This window comes from uncultured Hymenobacter sp. (assembly GCF_964243305.1).
Lineage (GTDB): Bacteria > Bacteroidota > Bacteroidia > Cytophagales > Hymenobacteraceae > Hymenobacter.
On the sequence record NZ_CAXTEF010000039.1, the window covers coordinates 1 to 16,723 of the forward strand.

At 61.9% G+C, this 16,723-nt stretch carries 16 protein-coding genes; 9 read left to right on the plus strand and 7 right to left on the minus strand.

Annotated features, from left to right (window positions below):
* Both ACFE70_RS17185 and ACFE70_RS17190 read right to left on the minus strand, forming a co-directional pair.
* A partial coding sequence (locus tag ACFE70_RS17185; protein WP_375419014.1) for a Gfo/Idh/MocA family protein occupies window positions 1-944 on the minus strand: 944 nt, incomplete at its 3' end.
* 93 nt (window positions 945-1,037) lie between these two features.
* A complete protein-coding gene (locus ACFE70_RS17190) occupies window positions 1,038-1,793 on the minus strand; it encodes an SGNH/GDSL hydrolase family protein (protein WP_375419015.1) in 756 nt (251 codons plus the stop codon).
* A gap of 502 nt (window positions 1,794-2,295) precedes the next feature.
* On the opposite strand from ACFE70_RS17190, the gene ACFE70_RS17195 reads away from it, so the two are divergent.
* The 3 genes from ACFE70_RS17195 (at window position 2,296) to ACFE70_RS17205 (ending at window position 3,851) form a co-directional block, all read left to right on the plus strand.
* Window positions 2,296-2,757, plus strand: coding sequence for a DUF2141 domain-containing protein (locus tag ACFE70_RS17195; RefSeq protein WP_375419016.1), 462 nt, complete (start codon window positions 2,296-2,298; stop codon window positions 2,755-2,757).
* A gap of 139 nt (window positions 2,758-2,896) precedes the next feature.
* A complete protein-coding gene (locus ACFE70_RS17200) occupies window positions 2,897-3,082 on the plus strand; it encodes a DUF892 family protein (protein WP_375419017.1) in 186 nt (61 codons plus the stop codon).
* A gap of 76 nt (window positions 3,083-3,158) precedes the next feature.
* A complete protein-coding gene (locus ACFE70_RS17205) occupies window positions 3,159-3,851 on the plus strand; it encodes a DsbA family oxidoreductase (RefSeq protein WP_375419018.1) in 693 nt (230 codons plus the stop codon).
* Window positions 3,852-3,928: 77 nt separating this feature from the next.
* Here the strand turns inward: ACFE70_RS17205 and ACFE70_RS17210 are convergent, their stop codons facing one another.
* Genes ACFE70_RS17210 through mfd form a run of 3 tightly spaced genes read right to left on the minus strand, consistent with a single transcriptional unit; the run spans window position 3,929 to window position 8,547 of the window.
* Window positions 3,929-4,381 carry a GNAT family N-acetyltransferase gene (locus ACFE70_RS17210; protein ID WP_375419019.1) on the minus strand — a complete coding sequence of 151 codons (453 nt, stop codon included), beginning with the start codon at window positions 4,379-4,381 and terminating at the stop codon, window positions 3,929-3,931.
* A gap of 5 nt (window positions 4,382-4,386) precedes the next feature.
* Window positions 4,387-5,082: a DUF6624 domain-containing protein gene (locus ACFE70_RS17215; RefSeq protein WP_375419020.1), complete on the minus strand. Its 696-nt coding sequence runs from the start codon at window positions 5,080-5,082 to the stop codon at window positions 4,387-4,389.
* Between the two features lie 9 nt (window positions 5,083-5,091).
* Window positions 5,092-8,547: a transcription-repair coupling factor gene (gene mfd, locus ACFE70_RS17220; RefSeq protein WP_375419021.1), complete on the minus strand. Its 3,456-nt coding sequence runs from the start codon at window positions 8,545-8,547 to the stop codon at window positions 5,092-5,094.
* A 170-nt stretch (window positions 8,548-8,717) separates the two neighbouring features.
* On the opposite strand from mfd, the gene ACFE70_RS17225 reads away from it, so the two are divergent.
* The 4 genes from ACFE70_RS17225 (at window position 8,718) to ACFE70_RS17240 (ending at window position 11,416) form a co-directional block, all read left to right on the plus strand.
* A complete protein-coding gene (locus tag ACFE70_RS17225; RefSeq protein WP_375419022.1) occupies window positions 8,718-8,987 on the plus strand; it encodes a hypothetical protein in 270 nt (89 codons plus the stop codon).
* 27 nt (window positions 8,988-9,014) lie between these two features.
* Window positions 9,015-9,305, plus strand: coding sequence for a hypothetical protein (locus ACFE70_RS17230; protein ID WP_375419023.1), 291 nt, complete (start codon window positions 9,015-9,017; stop codon window positions 9,303-9,305).
* A gap of 3 nt (window positions 9,306-9,308) precedes the next feature.
* A complete protein-coding gene (locus ACFE70_RS17235; RefSeq protein ID WP_375419024.1) occupies window positions 9,309-10,049 on the plus strand; it encodes a metal-dependent hydrolase in 741 nt (246 codons plus the stop codon).
* A 356-nt stretch (window positions 10,050-10,405) separates the two neighbouring features.
* Window positions 10,406-11,416, plus strand: coding sequence for an NYN domain-containing protein (locus ACFE70_RS17240; protein ID WP_375419025.1), 1,011 nt, complete (start codon window positions 10,406-10,408; stop codon window positions 11,414-11,416).
* Between the two features lie 150 nt (window positions 11,417-11,566).
* Here the strand turns inward: ACFE70_RS17240 and ACFE70_RS17245 are convergent, their stop codons facing one another.
* The gene (locus tag ACFE70_RS17245; protein ID WP_375419026.1) at window positions 11,567-12,031 is read right to left on the minus strand and encodes a PaaI family thioesterase; all 465 of its coding nucleotides are present in this window, start codon (window positions 12,029-12,031) and stop codon (window positions 11,567-11,569) included.
* Window positions 12,032-12,329: 298 nt separating this feature from the next.
* Between ACFE70_RS17245 and ACFE70_RS17250 the strand changes: the two genes are divergently transcribed.
* Both ACFE70_RS17250 and ACFE70_RS17255 read left to right on the plus strand, forming a co-directional pair.
* A complete protein-coding gene (locus ACFE70_RS17250) occupies window positions 12,330-12,821 on the plus strand; it encodes a YajQ family cyclic di-GMP-binding protein (RefSeq protein ID WP_375419027.1) in 492 nt (163 codons plus the stop codon).
* A 113-nt stretch (window positions 12,822-12,934) separates the two neighbouring features.
* Window positions 12,935-13,708: a TerC family protein gene (locus tag ACFE70_RS17255; protein ID WP_375419028.1), complete on the plus strand. Its 774-nt coding sequence runs from the start codon at window positions 12,935-12,937 to the stop codon at window positions 13,706-13,708.
* Window positions 13,709-13,821: 113 nt separating this feature from the next.
* On the opposite strand, the gene ACFE70_RS17260 is transcribed toward ACFE70_RS17255, so the two are convergent.
* A complete protein-coding gene (locus ACFE70_RS17260; protein WP_375419029.1) occupies window positions 13,822-16,506 on the minus strand; it encodes a M36 family metallopeptidase in 2,685 nt (894 codons plus the stop codon).
* Window positions 16,507-16,723 lie beyond the last annotated feature (217 nt).

Sequence of the window (16,723 nt, forward strand, 5' to 3'; positions counted from 1 at the left end):
GTCAGGTCCTGGGCCGGCTCGCTTTCGCGGCGCCGGACGCGCAAGTGGCTGGCGTCGAGAGCGAAAATGGCGCCCGTCTGGCCGTAGATTTCCATATCCTTGCGCGCATACGGCCAGTTCCAGGATGCCTGAATAATGGCCTCGGCGCTGGGGTAGGTGAGCAGGATGGTGGCGTCGTCATCGACCTTGGGATAGACGGCCGGCTTGAGCTGCCGCGTGACGGCCGTCACGGATAGGGGCCGCTCACCGCGCATGAGCCAGGTCATCAGGTCGGCGCCGTAGCAGCCAAAATCGATGAGCGCCCCGCCACCGTTCTGCACCGGGTCGGTCAGCCAGGCCAGGAACTCCTTATTAACCCCGATTTCCTGGGGCCCCTGGTGGCCATCGTGCACGACGACTTTACGAATCTCGCCAATAGCTTTTTCCTGATGCACGAGCTGGTAGGCCTGGTAATTAGAGCCATACCAGGTGGTTTCGTAGTTGGTGAGCAGGTGAACGCGGTGCTTTTGGGCCAGCGCCGCCATTTGGCGGGCGTGGGCCAGGCTCACGGCCAGCGGCTTTTCCACCATCACGTGAATGCCGCGGGGCGCGCAGGCCTGCACCACCGCCAGATGCTCGTAGATGCTGCCAAAAGCCGTGACGGCCTGGGGCTTGGTTTTCGTCAGCATTTCTTCCAGGGTATTATAGACCAGGCTCATGGACAGGCCATACTGCTTGGTGAAACGCTCGGCCAGCGCGCGATTAGGCTCGGCAATGCCCACAATTTCCACGTCGCCCTGCTTTCCGCGGCCCAGCAGTCCGTGCACGTGGGTGTGTGTCAGGCCCGCGATGCCCACCCGCACGGGGGCCGGTGCGGTACTCTGAGCGCTGGTTTGGGCGCCGACGGGCAGCCTGGTCAGACCCAACAGGAGCAGCATAACTAGCGAGGCGAGAGCGGAGCGCATGATTTTCAGAGTAGGTGAGGCGGCTGGAAGGTAGCGGAAAGATTTGGGTTGCCCGACCACCTGCCGAGGTTGTTCTCCGGTCATAAGCGGCTACTACTGGCGCTTCAGCGCCGCGGCCACGGCTTGCTGGAGCAAAGGCTCCATCAGGCGGTAGCCGGTCAGCGTGGGATGGACGCCATCGGTGGCCAGGGCAGGGGGTAGGCCCTGGCGCGCGTCGGCCATCGCCGTGTGGTAGTCCAGGTAGCCGAAGCGCTCCTGGCGAGCGTAGGCCTTAATCAGGGCGTTGAGGGCCACAATCTTCGGGGCTGGGGTCAAGCCAGGGCGCCAGGGAAAAGCGTAGGCGGGCAGCACCGAGCACAAAACCACCCGGATGCCGTGGGCGCGGGCCAGCTCCGCCATCGACTTGAGGTTGCCCAGCGTGGCCGGCGGCTGATACGGGCCCGTGTTCTCGGCCACGTCGTTGGTGCCCGCCAGGATGACCACCACGGCCGGGCGCAGGTCAACCACATCCTGGCGGAAGCGCAGCAGCAGCTGCGGCGAGGTCTGCCCACTGATGCCCCGGCCGACGTACTCGTAGGGCCCGCCGGCAAAAAAGGCGGGGTCCTGCTGAAGCCAGGCCTCAGTGATGGAGTTGCCCAGCAGCACCACCCGCGGCGTGGCGGCCTGCGGGGCGGGCAGCTGCTGGTTGGCCGCCGCGTAGCGGGCCAGGGCGGCCCAATCGGTGCGCAGCGGGTCGGCGGCAGTGGTGGGTGCGGGCGCGGGAAGTGGCACGGGCGCGGAGGTTGGTTGCGCCCGCAGCGGCCAGGAGAGCAGGCCGCCGGCCAGCAGGAAAAGCAGGAATCTTCTCATGGGTTAATGAAGCTGTTTAGGAAGTCTTAAAAACCAATTTAGAATGTCCTGCTGAGCTTGTCGAAGCATCTCTACCGCTTCGTTGAACGACCTTAACGAAGCGGTAGAGATGCTTCGACAAGCTCAGCAGGACCGCCTTTCGACCTCCTAAACAGCTTTTCAATAAAAGGAAAGAAGGCAACCAGTGAAAGCCGCCAGGGAGAGCAAAAGCGGCAATAGCCCAGCAAAGGGGGGTAGGAAATCAGAAGCCTGCCTGGTAAGCTGCCATTGGCGTGGCCGGTCGGCAAAGCTATCTGCCAGCCTCACACCGGGGCAGCTTGGGCGGCGCAACCACCGTCAGCCCGGCGGCCCGGCACCTGGCCCCGCTGTCTTCTGGTTTTAGACTTTGAAAAATGCGCTCCTGAACTGGAAGGCCTTTTTCAGGCGCCGCGCGCGGGCCCGGCCGAACTCTTTGCGCGGCGGGCGGCGTTAGGCGGCAACTTCCACCTTGCTCCACTTGCTTATGTTCGCTCTGTCGCTGGTTTCGCTGATGGTCCCTAGCAGCTGCCTGCAAAACGCGCCGGCCGCCGCCCAGCAAGGTCCGGCCCGCCCCGCCAGCACGCAGTCGGTCACGGTCGTCGTTTCCGACCTTGTGTCCACGCAGTCCACGGTCAAGCTGTATTTCTACAATGCGGCGTCCTCGTTTCTCAAGCGCGGGCAGTACGTGTTTTCGCGCTTCGTGAAGCCCGGCGGCAAGCGCGAGATTTCCCTGCCCGTTGATTTGCCCAAGGGCGAGTGGGCCGTGGTCATCACCCAGGACACCAACAACAACGACAAGCTGGACAAAAACTTTCTCGGCATCCCGACCGAGCCCTACGCCTTCTCCAACAACGTGCGCCCGACCGTGGCGCCGCCAAAGTTTCACGACTGCAAATTCATGGTCAATGACCCCGGCAAGGTGGTCAGCATCGTCCTCAAAAAATAACGATTCCCTACCCCCTTCTTTTTCTCAAAGGGGCCACGAGCCGAATCCGCTGCTAGCGGGTTCGGCTTTTTTCGTGGCAGCCAGGTTGGAATGGAGGTTGGGTTAAAAGCTGCCTGCCCTGCCGGAGGGCGCGAAACGGGTGGCCGCCGCGCGCCAGCTTTTCCACCATCTCCACGGCGCGGCGGGCGGCACTACTACAATTCGGGTGGGCCTGACCCAGGTTGCGGAGCTGCTGCGCGAGACGCTGGCCGAGGAAAAGCAGGCCACCGAAATCCTCACCGACCTGGTCAGGCAGCGCGTCAACCTCAGAGCCGAAGCCCTGTAAGCCGGGCTCGGCGCCGCTAAACCTTTCTCAGTAGGTGAACTGTTGTACCTACATCAATCAACTTGAGTTTATTTTTATGAAAATTGAAATCTGGTCCGACATCGTGTGTCCGTTCTGCTACATCGGCAAGCGCCGGCTGGAAGCTGCGCTGGCTGACTTCCCTCACCGCGACCAAGTTGAAATTCAGTGGCGCAGCTTCGAGCTGACGCCTGATTATCAGCCCGTTCCCGGCCGCGATGTGTACGCCTCACTGGCCGACAAGAAGGGCATCAGCCGAAGCCAGTCGAAGCAGATGCACGACCAGATGGCGGCCTCAGCCGCGCAGGTCGGGCTCGCTTATAACTTCGCCCAGGCGGTGCCGACCAACAGCTTTCTGAGCCATCAGCTACTGCACCTGGCCACGAAGCACGGCGTCAACGACGCGGCCAAGGAGCGCCTGTTTCGCGCCTATTACACCGAAGGCCGCGACCTCAACGACCTCGACACGCTGGTGCAGCTAGCTACCGAAGTCGGCCTTAGTGCGGAAGAAAGCCGTGAGGTTCTGCAAGCCGGCACCTATGCCGAAGCTGTGCGCTACGACGAATACCAGGCCCAGCAAGTCGGGGTGCGCGGCGTGCCGTTCTTCGTCTTCGAGGATAAGTACGCCGTCTCGGGCGCGCAGCCGGCCGAGCTGTTTGGGCAGGTGCTGGACACGGTGTGGCGCGAGGCGAATCCGCTCGTAGCGGTGGGCGCCGAAGGCGCCGCCTGCGGGCCGGATGGCTGCGATTAATCTCAATTCCACCGCTTATGCATTATACAATTCCCTACCCCCCTCTTCCGCTGGAGAGGGGGGTAGGGAATTTGCATTTACGCCCGTAGCATCGGCAGGTGCGGAATGCCATCCTCGTCGTACCCTGCCCCGCACTGCGCAAACCCAAACTCCTGGTAGAACCGCTCCAGGTACTGCTGCGCGCCAATCTTAATCGGCGCCCGCCCAAACAGGCGCTCACACCGCCTGATGGACTCGCGCATCAGCGCCTGCCCCAACCCGCCGCCCCGCTGCGTCCGCGCCACCACCACCCGCCCGATGCTGGCGTAGTCCGGGTAGCTCACGCCTTTGGGCAGCAGCCGCGTGTAGGCAGCTAGCTCGCCGGTTTCGGCGCGGCCCAGCAGGTGAAACGCGGCCTCATCCAGCCCGTCCATATCGAGGTAAGGACAGTTTTGCTCCACCACGAATATCTCGGAGCGCAGCCGCAACACGGCGTATAGCTCGGTCAGGGTGAGGTCGGCAAAGGGCTTGCAGGTCCAGGAAATGGGCATGAGGGTTATTTTTTAGGCATTCTCGCCACCTCTTTTAGCGTTACTACCCGATATTTAATCCCTAACCCAGCCGCTTGCTCCTCTACAGTTTTTTCAAAACCAGCCCGCTTACGCCGCTGATTTACCTGCGTCGGATTCTGAATGGGCCATACAAATAGCGGCTGACTTTCGCGCTTACCAGTAGCGGGGCTGACCACAGTATAGTTGAGCGCCTGCGTGCCGTAAACCTGCTCCTTGCCTTCACTCATGAGTTGGCGATCCAGCATCATGGCGTACCGAAAAAAGGGAAGCTCACCTTTTTCAGCCGCCAGTTTTATGATTGGCAGGTACTGTTTTATGGCCGTCGAATGCTGAATAATGAGCCAACCGGTTTCATTAGTAGGCTCGCCAACCAGCGACTTGCCCGGATAGCCATGCTGTTTCAGGATAGCTCGCATACGTACCAGATTAGCTGAATCAATGCGCTGCATCTGGCGGACGAGGTAGCTGCTCAGTTTCGCTTCTGGAACGCCAAGCGCGGCCACCAGCGGTTTAGGATTATGATTAATTTGCAAATCAAATAGCATGACCCGGTAGCGCTGGTCGGCGGCCTCCATATTGTCAAGCTCTTGCTTAAGCTGACGGTTTAATCTCGGCTGGGTAGTTGCAGGCAAGTTCCACAAGCCAAATGCAATAAAGAGTGCCCAAACCAGAGACTTCATAGCGGTAAGTTACGCTGCCACCGGCTCCTCCGCCCCCAGCTCGGCCAATATCCGCCGCGCCTGCCCCACGGATTTCACTTCTTCAATCGTGACAATGAGCTGGTCCTTTTTTTCCTTCAGATTTGCCCGGCGCGGGTGCGAGGAAACGTAGCTCAGCACCTGCCCGAATTCCGGCCCCTGGAAGTAGGCCTTGTGCTCGTCGCCGGCCGGCAAAAAGCCTTTGAGCGTGTCGCGCTTCAAAGTCATTTTCGAGAAGCCGATGCGCGCCGCCTGCCAGCGCAGCCGCACGATATCGGCGAGCTGCTCCACTGATTCCGGCAGCGGCCCGAACCGGTCCTGAATGCTGCCCAGCAGTTTGTCCAAATCCTCGGCTTGCTTGGCCCGGTCGAGCTTGGCGTAGAGCTGTAGGCGCTCCGAAACGTTGCTTACGTAGTCGCTCGGAATGAGGATGGGCAGGTCGGTCTCGATGTTGCACTCGGCAGGGCGGCCCGCGCCGGCCGCCGCTTGCAGGCGCTGCTGCTCGGCCGGCGTGCCGATAAACAGGTCCCGAAACTCGGTTTCCTTCAGCTCCGTCACGGCCTCGTCGAGCATCTGATGATAGGTTTCGTAGCCCAAATCATTGATGAAGCCCGACTGCTCGCCGCCGAGCAGGTTGCCCGCGCCGCGAATATCGAGGTCGCGCATCGCCACGTTGAAGCCCGCGCCCAGGTCCGAAAACTCTTCCAGCGTGCTCAGGCGCTTGCGGGCGTCGGCGGGCAGATTCGCCACCGGCGGCGTCAGCAGATAGCAGTACGCCTTGCGGTTCGAGCGGCCCACGCGGCCCCGCATCTGGTGCAAATCCGAGAGGCCGGCCAGGTGCGCGCGGTTGATAATGATGGTGTTGGCGTTGGGAATGTCCAGGCCCGACTCGATGATGTTGGTCGACACCAGCACGTCGTATTCACCCTCCACGAACTTCATCATGCGCTTTTCCAGCATCTCGCCCTCCATCTGCCCGTGGGCGAAGGTGATGCGCGCATCCGGCACGAGCCGCAGAATCGTGCCCGCCATTTCCTCAATATCCTTCACGCGGTTGTGCACGAAAAACACCTGCCCGCCGCGCTTCAGCTCCCGCGCCACGGCATCCCGAATTAATATCTCGTCAAATACGTGCAGCTCGGTTTGCACGGGTTGGCGGTTGGGAGGGGGGGTAGCAATTACCGACAAATCCCGCGCGCCCATGAGCGAAAAGTGCAGCGTGCGCGGAATTGGCGTGGCCGAGAGCGTAAGCGTGTCCACGTTTATCTTTAATTCCTTGAGCTTGTCCTTGGTCTTGACGCCAAATTTCTGCTCTTCGTCAATAATGAGCAGCCCCAAATCCTTGAATTTGATATCCTTATTCGTGAGCCGGTGCGTGCCAATCAGAATATCGGTTTTGCCATCCGCCACGCGCCCCAGCGTTTCCTTAATCTGCTTCGTGGATTTAAACCGGTTCACGTATTCCACCGTCACGGGCAGGGCCGCGAGCCGGTCGCGAAACGTCTTGTAATGCTGCATCGCCAGGATGGTCGTCGGCACCAGCACCGCCACTTGCTTGCCATCGGCCACGGCCTTGAAGGCGGCCCGAATCGCGACTTCCGTTTTGCCGAAGCCCACGTCGCCACAGACCAGCCGGTCCATCGGGTGCGGCTGCTGCATGTCCTGCTTCACGTCCTCCGTGGCCTTGGCTTGGTCGGGCGTGTCCTCGTAGATAAAGCTCGATTCCAGCTCGGCCTGCATGAATCCATCGTGCGAAAACGCGAAGCCCGGCGCCGCCTTGCGCTTGGCATAAAGCCGAATCAGGTCGGCGGCAATGTCCTTGACCTTCTTCTTAACCGAACGCTTCTTGTTCTCCCACTCCGGCGAGCCGAGCTTGCTCATCGTGGGCGGCGTGCCCTCGGCGCCGCTGTACTTGGCGATTTTGTGCAGGGCGTGAATGCTCACCGTCAGCACGTCGTCATCGCGGTAAACGAGGCGGATGGCTTCCTGCAGATGCCCGTTCATCTCGATTTGCGTCAGCCCCGCGAAGCGCGCGATGCCGTAGTCCTGATGCGTGACGTAGTCGCCGGGCTGCAAGGTTTTTAGCTCGCGCAAAGTCAACGCCTTTTTCTTCGAGAACTTGCGCGCCTCCTGCGCCCGGTAGTAGCGCTCAAATAGCTGGTGGTCGGTATAAACCGCTAATTCTAGCTGCTCGTCAATAAACCCCTCGCGCAGGGCCAGCAGCAGATGCTGAAACTGCACGTTGTGGTCCAGCTCGTCGAATATCGTGCGCAGCCGGTCGGCCTGCCGCACCGAATCGGCGGCAATTACCGTGGTGAAGTTGCGCGCCTGGTTTTCCTGCAAGTTCTTGACTAGGCGTCCGAAATCCTTGTTAAAACTCGGCTGCGGCTTGGCCGTAAATTGAAAATCGGTGGCGTTTTTAAAATAAAACCGCTTACCAAATTCTACGACGGCGAATTCATCCAGCAATTTCTTCAGATGCTTGCCGCTGTCGAATAAATCGGCCGGCCGGCTCACAATTTGCGCCCCGCCAATGTCGGCGACTAGGCTCTTGAAATTGCTTTCCGCTTTATCGAATAAATCGCCGACAATATCCAGCGTTTGCCGCACGTCTTTCACCCAAATGCAAGCCGTGCGCGGCAGAAATTCAAATAGCGACTCGCGCGTTTCCTGCAATAGCTTGGTTTGCACATTCGGCACGATGCTGATGCTCGGCCGTGGTTCCACCGACAATTGCGTTTCGGGGTTAAAGGTCCGGATGCTCTCAATCTCGTCGCCAAATAGCTCCAGCCGGTAGGGCAACTCATTGGCGTAGCTGAACACGTCCACGATGCCGCCGCGCACGGCGTACTGCCCGGCCTCGTACACGAAATCGGTCTTCTCGAAGTCGTATTCGCCCAGCAGCTCACCCAGAAAATGCACGTCCAGCCGCTCGCCCACCTTGGCCGTGAACGTGTTCCGCACCAGGCTCTGCCGGTTAATCACCTTCTCCGACAGCGCCTCGGGATAAGAAACCAGAAACACCCCATTGGCGCCTTTCAGCTCCGGGTTGCGGTTGGCGTTGAGGCTGTTGAGGGCCTCGGCGCGCATGAGCACGTTGGCGTTTTCGGTTTCATCGAACTCGTAGGGCCGCTTATAAGACGAGGGAAACAACAGGATTTCCGGCCCTTCCGGCAGCAGGTGCTGCAAGTCGGCCAGAAAGTAGGCGGCCTCACCCTTGTCGTGCAGAATGAACACGTGCGGGTAGGTGCTGTGGGCCGTGGCGGCGGCCACCACCGCATCCTGCGAGCCCACGAGGCCACGCAGGTGCAGGCGGGTCTCGCCGCCGCGCCCGCCCTCGTGCGGGGCCGCCGCGTCGGCGGGCGCGGCGGCCCCGCGCAGGCGGTCGGCGAGGGTTTGCAGCTCCGGCGCGAGGCGGTATAAACGAAGAAAATCAGCTACTTGCACAAGTCAGTCGGCTAGAAAGTAAACAAAGAAAAGCGCCCGGCCGGAAGTAATTCTGGTCGGGTGCGGGCAGGTAAAATCAGATTTCCCTACCCCCATACTACGCGCAAGGCCCGAAAGTTTCTAGCGTAACTTGGCGGCCGAGATTTGTCGGTTTAGCATAGTTATAAATCATGGATAATAAAGATTTGCCCTTGGTGATGGCCGAGATGCTGATTGAGATGCAGCAGTTGAACACGCGCGTGACCCGGCTGGAGGATGCTATGGTTGGCGTGCAGGGCGAGATAAGCAGCTTGCGCATAGAAGCCCGCGAAAACACCGACCGCCTCATCGATGCGCTAACCAAGAACACGGGCGTGATGATTGAACGCCTGATGCGCCACGACGACCAGCTGCGCGACCACGATGGCCGCCTTTCCAACCTCGAAAACCCGCCGCGCTAGCGGGCTTTGAATTATCGCAGTTAATTAATGGATAATAGTGATTTGCCGCTAATAGTGGCCGAAATGCTCATCGAAATTCAGCATCTTAAGGAGCGCGTGGCGCTGCTGGAGGGGGCTTTTCCCGAAGTGCGCGATGACCTGCGCGCCATCCATAGCAGCGTGCAGGATATGCACACGGGCTATGAGGAGCAAAGTGACAAGCTTAGCCAGGTATTAGAGAAGATTACAGCCATCATTCGGGAGCGCAACGCCGCGCCCGACAGCCCGCCGCCCGCCCCACCCGAGCCGCGGGCCGGCTCCGAAAATCCGCTTTCCTAGCCCGTGCGCGGCTCCTCGCACCTCGCCATCGGCCTGATTACGGGCGTGGCCGTGGCTGGCCTTGTGCCGGGTATTCCGTTTTCGCTGGCCGGCATCGCGCTGGCCGGCTTCTCGGCGCTGGCCCCCGACCTCGACCACCCCGAAAGCCGGCTGAGTCAGCGCCTGGGCTTCACGCAGGGCTACGTGCGCTGGGCCTTTATTGGGGTGGCGCTGGGCCTGGCCGCTTACACCTACCTGCTGGTGCCGCCCGGCGCCGAGCAGCGCCTGAGCTACACGGCGGCGCTGGCGTTCGGGCTGCTGGGCGCGGCCTTGCAGGGCGGCTCGGCCCGCAAGCTGGCGCTGCTCTTCACCGGCCTGAGCACCGTCGTGGCCGGTCTCTACGCCGAGCAGCTCTGGCTGAGCTTGCTGGGCACGTTCGTGGCCCTGGCGCCCTTCACCTCGCACCGCTCCTGGACCCACACTATCTGGGCGACGCTGCTCTGGACCTACCTCGGCCACCTGGCCAACCGCAGCCTGGGCTGGCGCGGCATCAGCTACTACGCCGGCGCCGGCTATGCCTGCCACCTGCTGGCCGACTCGCTCACCAAAGCCGGCGTGCGCTGGCTCTTGCCGGTGTCGGATTATGCGTTCAAGATTCCGCTCATCAGCACCGGTTCAAAAATGGGCAATACGCTGGAAGTCGGCATCTGCGTTGGCTATGGGCTGCTGGTGCTGGGGCTGGTGGTGGGGGGGCTGCATTTTTAGGAATGAGATGTAAAGAGTAATAATTATTAATGTCATAGTCCTACGCGCCGCCAGTGCCGCTCCCTACCCCCCCGGCCGGCGCCAAAGCCGCCCCCGGCCGCAGGAAAAAGCCCGCTGGCGTTGCAGAATCCGAATTAGTCTGTTAGTTTCGCCCCGTAAGCAGGCCATTATGGCCGCTCCTGCGGGGGCAATTATTACTTATCTGGTTAAAATTAGTGCCGCCGCCCACCGGGCTGTGGCTTTTTTCTAAGAAGCTTCCTGTTTGGGCCGGTCCCTTCCGGCGGGCAGAAACAGCTGGCAGCTTCTTTTTCGCCCTTTTCTCACTCCTGATACTTACCCCATTTACTACTACGACCATGAATCAGATGAATAGCCCATTAATCCGTGTTGGTGTCTTCTATGACGGCAATTATTTCCTAAAAATCAGCGACTACTATTATTTTCAGCACGAGCGCAAGGCCCGCATCAGCCTCGAAGGCCTGCACGAATTTATCCGCCACCAAGTGGCCGAAGAAGAGGACGTGGACGTGCGCCTGGCCCAAATCACGGAGTCGCACTTTTTCCGGGGCCGCCTCTCCGCCACCGAGGCCCGCGACAAAGACCGCCTTTTCCACGACCGCCTGCTCGATGACATTCTGATGAACCTGGGCGTGTCCACCCACTACATGGCCCTGAAAACCCGCGACGGCCGCCTCCAGGAAAAAGGCATCGACGTGTGGCTGGCCCTGGAGGCGCTGGAACTGGCCCTGCACAAAAGCCTCGACGTGGTGGTGCTCATCGCCGGCGACTCCGACTACGTGCCGCTCATTCGCAAGCTCAACACCGTGGGCACCCGCGTGATGCTGCTGAACTGGGATTTCAAGTACGAGGATTTCAAGGGCGAAACCCGCGTCACGCGCGCTTCGCAGCAGCTGCTGGAGCAAGCTACGTATCCGGTGGCCATGCACGCTGTCATCGACCGCGGCTTGCAGGAGCAGGATGAGGTGGTGGAAGCCATGTTCGTGGCTCCGGCCGAGCCGGCGGCCTTCGCGCCCGCTACGGCCGCCGCGCCTAAGCCCGTGCGCATTGCCGGCCCCACCGCCGCCGGCCCGCCCGGCACCATCGGCATGAGCACGATTAAAAACCTCAAGAACGGCTTCGGCTTCGTGGTGATGCCGCCCAACAACCTGTTTTTCTCCTACGCCGACCTCACCGAGGGCGACTTCAACGACCTGCGCGAGGGCGACTGGGTCGAGTTCACCGTCGGCCGCAACCACCGCGACGAGGACTGCGCCCGCAACGTGCGCAAGGTGCCCGCCCCGCAACTAGGCGACGAGGAGTATGAGCACATCAGCAACGACGGAATGCGCAGCGCGGTAGAATTGTAGGAAGTAAGTTGGTGTAATAAACGTCATGCTGAGCTTGCGAAGCATCTTGGGCGGATAGTAATCAATGGTTAACAACGATTGGTTTACTACCCGCCCGAGATGCTTCGCAAGCTCAGCATGACGTTCTTGTTTTATCCACCTTGCTTTATCTTACCCCATCAGCAGCTGGCCAAATTCGCGCTTATCGGCCGGGTAGCGGTTGAAGGTGCCGAGGCCGCGCGCCACGGCCATTTCCGGCCCGTCGGATTCAATCCGAAAAATGACGGCGCTACTGACGATGAGCCGGTTGCCGGTGTGCTCGACCTGGGCGCGGGCCACGAGCTGCTCGGCCAGGCGCACGGGGTGCAGGTAGTTGAGCTTGAACTCGACCGTGGAAACGAACTCGCCGCTGGTGAAGGCCAGCGTGAGGGCCGCCGCGCCCAGGGCCGCGTCCATCAGGCCGGCTACCACGCCGCCGTGGGCCGTGCCGGGCGAGGAAAGGTGGTCGGGGCGAATCTGCATCCGGTACTCGGCCTGGCCGGGGGCGGGCACGCTCAGGGCCATGCCGTTGGCCTGGCCGTAGTGGTTGATGCGGTTGTAGGCGGCCACCAGGGCGGCCCAGTCGGGAGCAGGCATTGAACTTGGGAAGGGGGGTAGGGAAAGCGAAGGACGAGGCCAAAGAAAAGCGCTGCCAGCCAGCCCTGGCGCCGAGCCCGGCGAAACCGTGGCCGGCGGCTGGCGTTAGTGGCCTGGCCAACGCCCCATTAGTTACCGGGAGCAGCTACCGGGAGCGGTTTGGAAGCTGCCGAAACAAAAACCGCGTCCTGGCTCCGGTTGGCCGCTACCTTTGGCCCCGAGGTAGCGCCCCGCCCCGGCTATTCAGCCGCCCTACCCCCTTACCACCTCACCACCTCACCACCCAATCACCGCCCGCATGGCTTCCTTCGACATCGTGAGCAAAGTGGACCCGCAAACCCTGGAAAATGCGGTGAACACGGCCCAGAAAGAACTCCTGACCCGCTACGACCTGCGCGACACCAAGGGCGGCATCGAGCTGAATAAAAAGGACAACACGATTCAACTTTCTTCGGAAAACTCGATGCGCCTCAAGGCCCTGGAAGACATTCTGCTGGGCCGCGTGGTGAAGCAGGGCATCGATGGCACCAGCCTCGACTTCACGGCCGAGGAGCAGGCCAGCGGCGCGCTGGTCAAGAAAACCATCAAGGTGCGCGCCGGCGTTGACAAGGACTTCGGCCGCAAAATCATCAAGGCTATCAAGGACGCCAAAGTCAAGGTTGAGGCCCAGATGCAGGACGACCAGGTGCGCGTGACGGCCAAGAAAATTGATGACTTGCAGGCGGCCATCGCCGTGCTGCGCAAGACCGACATTGGCCTGCCACTGCAATTCGTGAATATGAAGAGCTAATTGCCCTGCTGACGAAGGAAGCATCTTATCACGGCTGCTGACGTCAGAAATACTAACCCCAGCGGCGCCGACGTGATAAGGTTCTTCGCTGCGCTCAGAATGACATCTACTTCGTGTACGACTTCTCTGCCTTCACCCACGCCGCCACCTGGGTCAGCCTGCTCACGCTGACGTTCATGGAAATCGTGCTTGGAATTGACAATATTATCTTTATTTCCATCGTCGTCAACCGGCTGCCCGAAGCCCTGCAGGCGCGCGGGCGCACTATCGGGCTGCTGCTGGCTCTGGCCTTTCGCATTGGGCTGCTGCTGAGCATTTCGTGGATTGTGAGCTTGCGCACGCCGCTCTTTTCCCTACCCCTGCCCTGGCTGAATGAGCCCTTCGGCGTGACTGGTCGCGACCTGATTCTGCTGGCTGGCGGCTTGTTCCTGATTTATAAGAGCACCACCGAGATTCACGACAAGCTGCAGGGCCACGACGATGAGGGCGGGCCCGGCCGGGTGGCACCTACGCTCCCGGCCATAATTCTGCAAATCATCATCATCGACATCGTGTTCAGCTTCGACTCCATCCTCACGGCCGTGGGCCTCGTGGACAACGTGCTGGTCATGATTGCGGCCGTCATCATAGCGATGGGCATCATGCTGGCCTTCTCGGGCAAGGTGGCGAATTTTGTGAATAAGAACCCGACCATCAAGGTGCTGGCCTTGTCGTTTCTGATTATGATCGGCTTTATGCTGGTGATGGAAGCCTTTCATAAGGAAGTTGAGAAGGGCTACCTCTACTTTGCTATGGCCTTCTCGCTGGTGGTGGAAATGCTGAACCTGCGCCTGCGCAAAAAAGGCAAAGCTGCCCCCGTCGTGCTGCACGACTCGCAGTACGACTAAAAACTTGTAACGCGAAACTCCGTTTCGCCCCCGCGCCGAAAGGTTAGTTCGACTACTAATCCAGAACTAACTCATGCTGCGCGGGGGCGAAACGGAGTTTCGCGTTACCCGGCCTAGTGATTTACCGTCAGCTTGCGGGTGCCGATGGTGCCGGTCGAGGCCTGCACCCGCAGCACGTAGATGCCATTTCTCAGTTGGCGCACGTTGAGGAAGTAGCCCAGGCGCAGCTCGTCGGCCGGCACGTGAACCGTGCGCACGCGCTGGCCCAGCACCGACGTCAGGCTGATTTCCACGTCGGCCGTGGCTGCCAGTCGGGGGTCGTAGGCCCGCACGGTCACGGTTTCCTCGTCCTGCGTCGGGTTCGGGTACAGCTCCACGCCGGGCTCGGCCAGCGGGTCGATGCCTTGGGGCAGGGCAAAGCCAGCCTGGTTGTCGAGGGCGCTGACGGTGCCCTGCACGGCATCGTCGCCGAGGCCCCGCCGGGCAAACGCCCGCCAGATAATGGCCCGGTTGACGCCGCCAAAGTCGGCCTTGTCGGCGGCCAGAATGGCGTCGCGGCCGTCGGTGAAGCCGGGCCGGCAGGGTTGCAGCTTCAGGCCATCCATCACCAGCTGCATGGTTTTGTTGTTGCCGCCCTGGCCGTGGTAGAGGTCCGGGTCGTAGCCGTACCGGGCAATCATGGCCCAGTTCAGGTCCCAAAGCACGGCCGCCCACACCTCGCCTACGTCGTGAGTTTCGGTAAACTTGTCTTTGCCGATAGCCTCGTAGGTGAGATTATTAACGCTAAAATCGGTGCTGTAGGGCTTGGTGCGAATTCCGACGCCGTTGCTGGCCTGTGCCAGCACGTAGGTACCCACCGCGCGCGGCGTGGCGCCGGTGTCGCCGGGCCTGGTCGTGAACCAGAGGGCGAAGAAGTCGCTCCAGCCCTCGCCCATCGTCTCGTAGGGTATGTAGGCGGGGTCGTCGGTCTCCTTGCCGTTGTCGACGGGCAGGCAGCTGCTGCGGTGCGAAGGGCCGCCGGTCAGCCGGGTCGAGATGCCGTGGGTGTACTCGTGCGCCACGATGCCATTGTCGAACGAGCCGTCGCGGTCGGCGGCCAGCGGCGCCAGCCGCTGCACGGCCACGCTCACGGGGCTGCCGGCCGCCAGCGCCGCCTTGAGGCGGTTGCCATCGGCGAGCGAAACCATCAGCGCCGGAATGGTGATGCCATCGGGCGTGCCGCCCATCACGAAGGGCGCGCCCGCCACGTTGTTGACCATGACCACGGCCACGGCGCCGGCCTTCTGGGCATTAAGAATCTTAACCGAGAAGTTGCAGCCGCCGCGGTCAATCACGGCAATGTTGCCCCGAATTTCGGCTTCGTTGGTCAGGCCTTCGGTGGCGCAGGCGGCCGTGGGCGCGGCCGAGGCGTCATTGACCACCACCAGCCGGCCCATGAACGGCGTCAGCGGGAAGGGCGGGCCCACGGTGCCCTCCACGGCCGGATAGGTACCGGCGATGCTGGCGGGGCCCGCCACCTCGAAGCGCAGGCGAAAAGGCTGGGGCCACAAGAACATGTGCATCGACGACGAGTCGCCGTCGTAGCCGGGCGAGAAATAGGCTTGGTCGGTGTCGTCGGGGTCTTCGGCCACGGCCAGTACCGCATCCCTACCCCGGCCCTGACCGGTGTAGTTGGTTTCCTGAAAGTTGCCGCTGGCCTCATTGAAGCCGTACTGAAACGTGACGTCGTGCATCACGTTGTTCAGGTAAAACAGGTTGGTGATGGCCGCGTCGCGGTTGCCGAAGGGCGCCCTGGTGATGTCGTAGGGAAAGTCGAAGCGCAGGCTGGCCGTGCCCTGGGGCGAGTACTGGGGCCGGGCTTCCGGACCGGTGTAGGCGTACACGTTGTTGCCGCGGGTGATGGTATGCTCGGCGCCATCGCGGCCGTTGGTGTCGTGCCAGCCGTAGGGCGAGGCCAGCGGGTCGGCGGGGTTGGTCAGCAGCGTGCGCGGGCCGAAACCCGGCCCTTCGAGCGGAAACGCGAATACGTTGTAGCTCGCGCCATCAGCGGCGCCGCGGTGGGCTGTGGCGCCGGCCGAAGCCGGCGCAGTAGTGGCGGCCCCGGCGCGCGGCGCTACCCGTTCGTGAATAATGCGGTTGGTGCGGCGCAGCACCTGCCCGGTGGTGGCGTCTACCTGCGAGTGCCAGCGGTGGGTGGTGCCGGGTGGGGCCAGCTCCAGGTCCCAGGCCAGGCGCACCGTCCCGTCGTCCTGGCGCAGCAGAATGAGCTGCACCGGTATTTCGGCCCGCGAGAGGGCCTCGTCGCGCAGCGTGACGAAGGTGGCCGAGTTGGCGCCGGCGCCGGGCCGGGCGGCCGTCACGGCGCGCAGGTTGCGGGCCATCAGGCCCAGGGGACGGGCGGCGGCCGAAACCGCGGCCCCGGCCGTCAGGGCCGGCGCCGTGCTCGGTACCGCCGCCGCCAGCCGCGACACGAAGCTGCCGCTCTGGTGCAGCAGCCGGCCCTGGCGGTCAAAGTGCAGGCTCAGCTCGGCGCCCACCACCTCCAGCCCCCGGTGGCGCTGGCGCAGATACACGTGGCTCACGCCGTTGTGGGCGTCGGTATAAACGTCGGTCACCAGCGGGTCGGCCCGGTCCTGCTCACTCAGCCCGAGGGGGGTAGGGCGGGCGGCCAATTCGCGCAGCGCCCACGCCACGGCCGGCGGCCGGGCCGCTTCCTGGGCCCGGCCCAGCCGCGGCAGGGTCAGCACTGCAACTACTGACAATAGCCGTAGCAGCTTGATAGCAAATTGATTAAACATCAGTATGAGTAAATATTAGTATTAAATTAAAGCCCGAGCAGCCCCGAACAAATACGAAGCCCGCGGCCGGCCGGCGCCGCCGGACTATAAATTTATAGCCGCGCCGCCCGGCGAGCTTGCTCCATAAAGCAGCGGCGAAGCGGCAACTGATTTCGAGCAAACTTCAAGCAAATCAGAGGGCCAGCCAGAGGCACCGCGCGGCGGTTTGGCTTGGCCA

Bases quoted from the DNA above. Each gene is read 5' to 3' on its own strand.
- ACFE70_RS17215 (WP_375419020.1), bottom strand. From the start codon at position 5,082: ATGAAGTCTCTGGTTTGGGCACTCTTTATTGCATTTGGCTTGTGGAAC.
- ACFE70_RS17190 (WP_375419015.1), bottom strand. From the start codon at position 1,793: ATGAGAAGATTCCTGCTTTTCCTGCTGGCCGGCGGCCTGCTCTCCTGG.
- ACFE70_RS17205 (WP_375419018.1), top strand. From the start codon at position 3,159: ATGAAAATTGAAATCTGGTCCGACATCGTGTGTCCGTTCTGCTACATC.
- ACFE70_RS17260 (WP_375419029.1), bottom strand. From the start codon at position 16,506: ATGTTTAATCAATTTGCTATCAAGCTGCTACGGCTATTGTCAGTAGTT.
- ACFE70_RS17230 (WP_375419023.1), top strand. From the start codon at position 9,015: ATGGATAATAGTGATTTGCCGCTAATAGTGGCCGAAATGCTCATCGAA.
- ACFE70_RS17195 (WP_375419016.1), top strand. From the start codon at position 2,296: ATGTTCGCTCTGTCGCTGGTTTCGCTGATGGTCCCTAGCAGCTGCCTG.
- ACFE70_RS17240 (WP_375419025.1), top strand. From the start codon at position 10,406: ATGAATCAGATGAATAGCCCATTAATCCGTGTTGGTGTCTTCTATGAC.
- ACFE70_RS17225 (WP_375419022.1), top strand. From the start codon at position 8,718: ATGGATAATAAAGATTTGCCCTTGGTGATGGCCGAGATGCTGATTGAG.
- ACFE70_RS17210 (WP_375419019.1), bottom strand. From the start codon at position 4,381: ATGCCCATTTCCTGGACCTGCAAGCCCTTTGCCGACCTCACCCTGACC.
- ACFE70_RS17245 (WP_375419026.1), bottom strand. From the start codon at position 12,031: ATGCCTGCTCCCGACTGGGCCGCCCTGGTGGCCGCCTACAACCGCATC.
- ACFE70_RS17250 (WP_375419027.1), top strand. From the start codon at position 12,330: ATGGCTTCCTTCGACATCGTGAGCAAAGTGGACCCGCAAACCCTGGAA.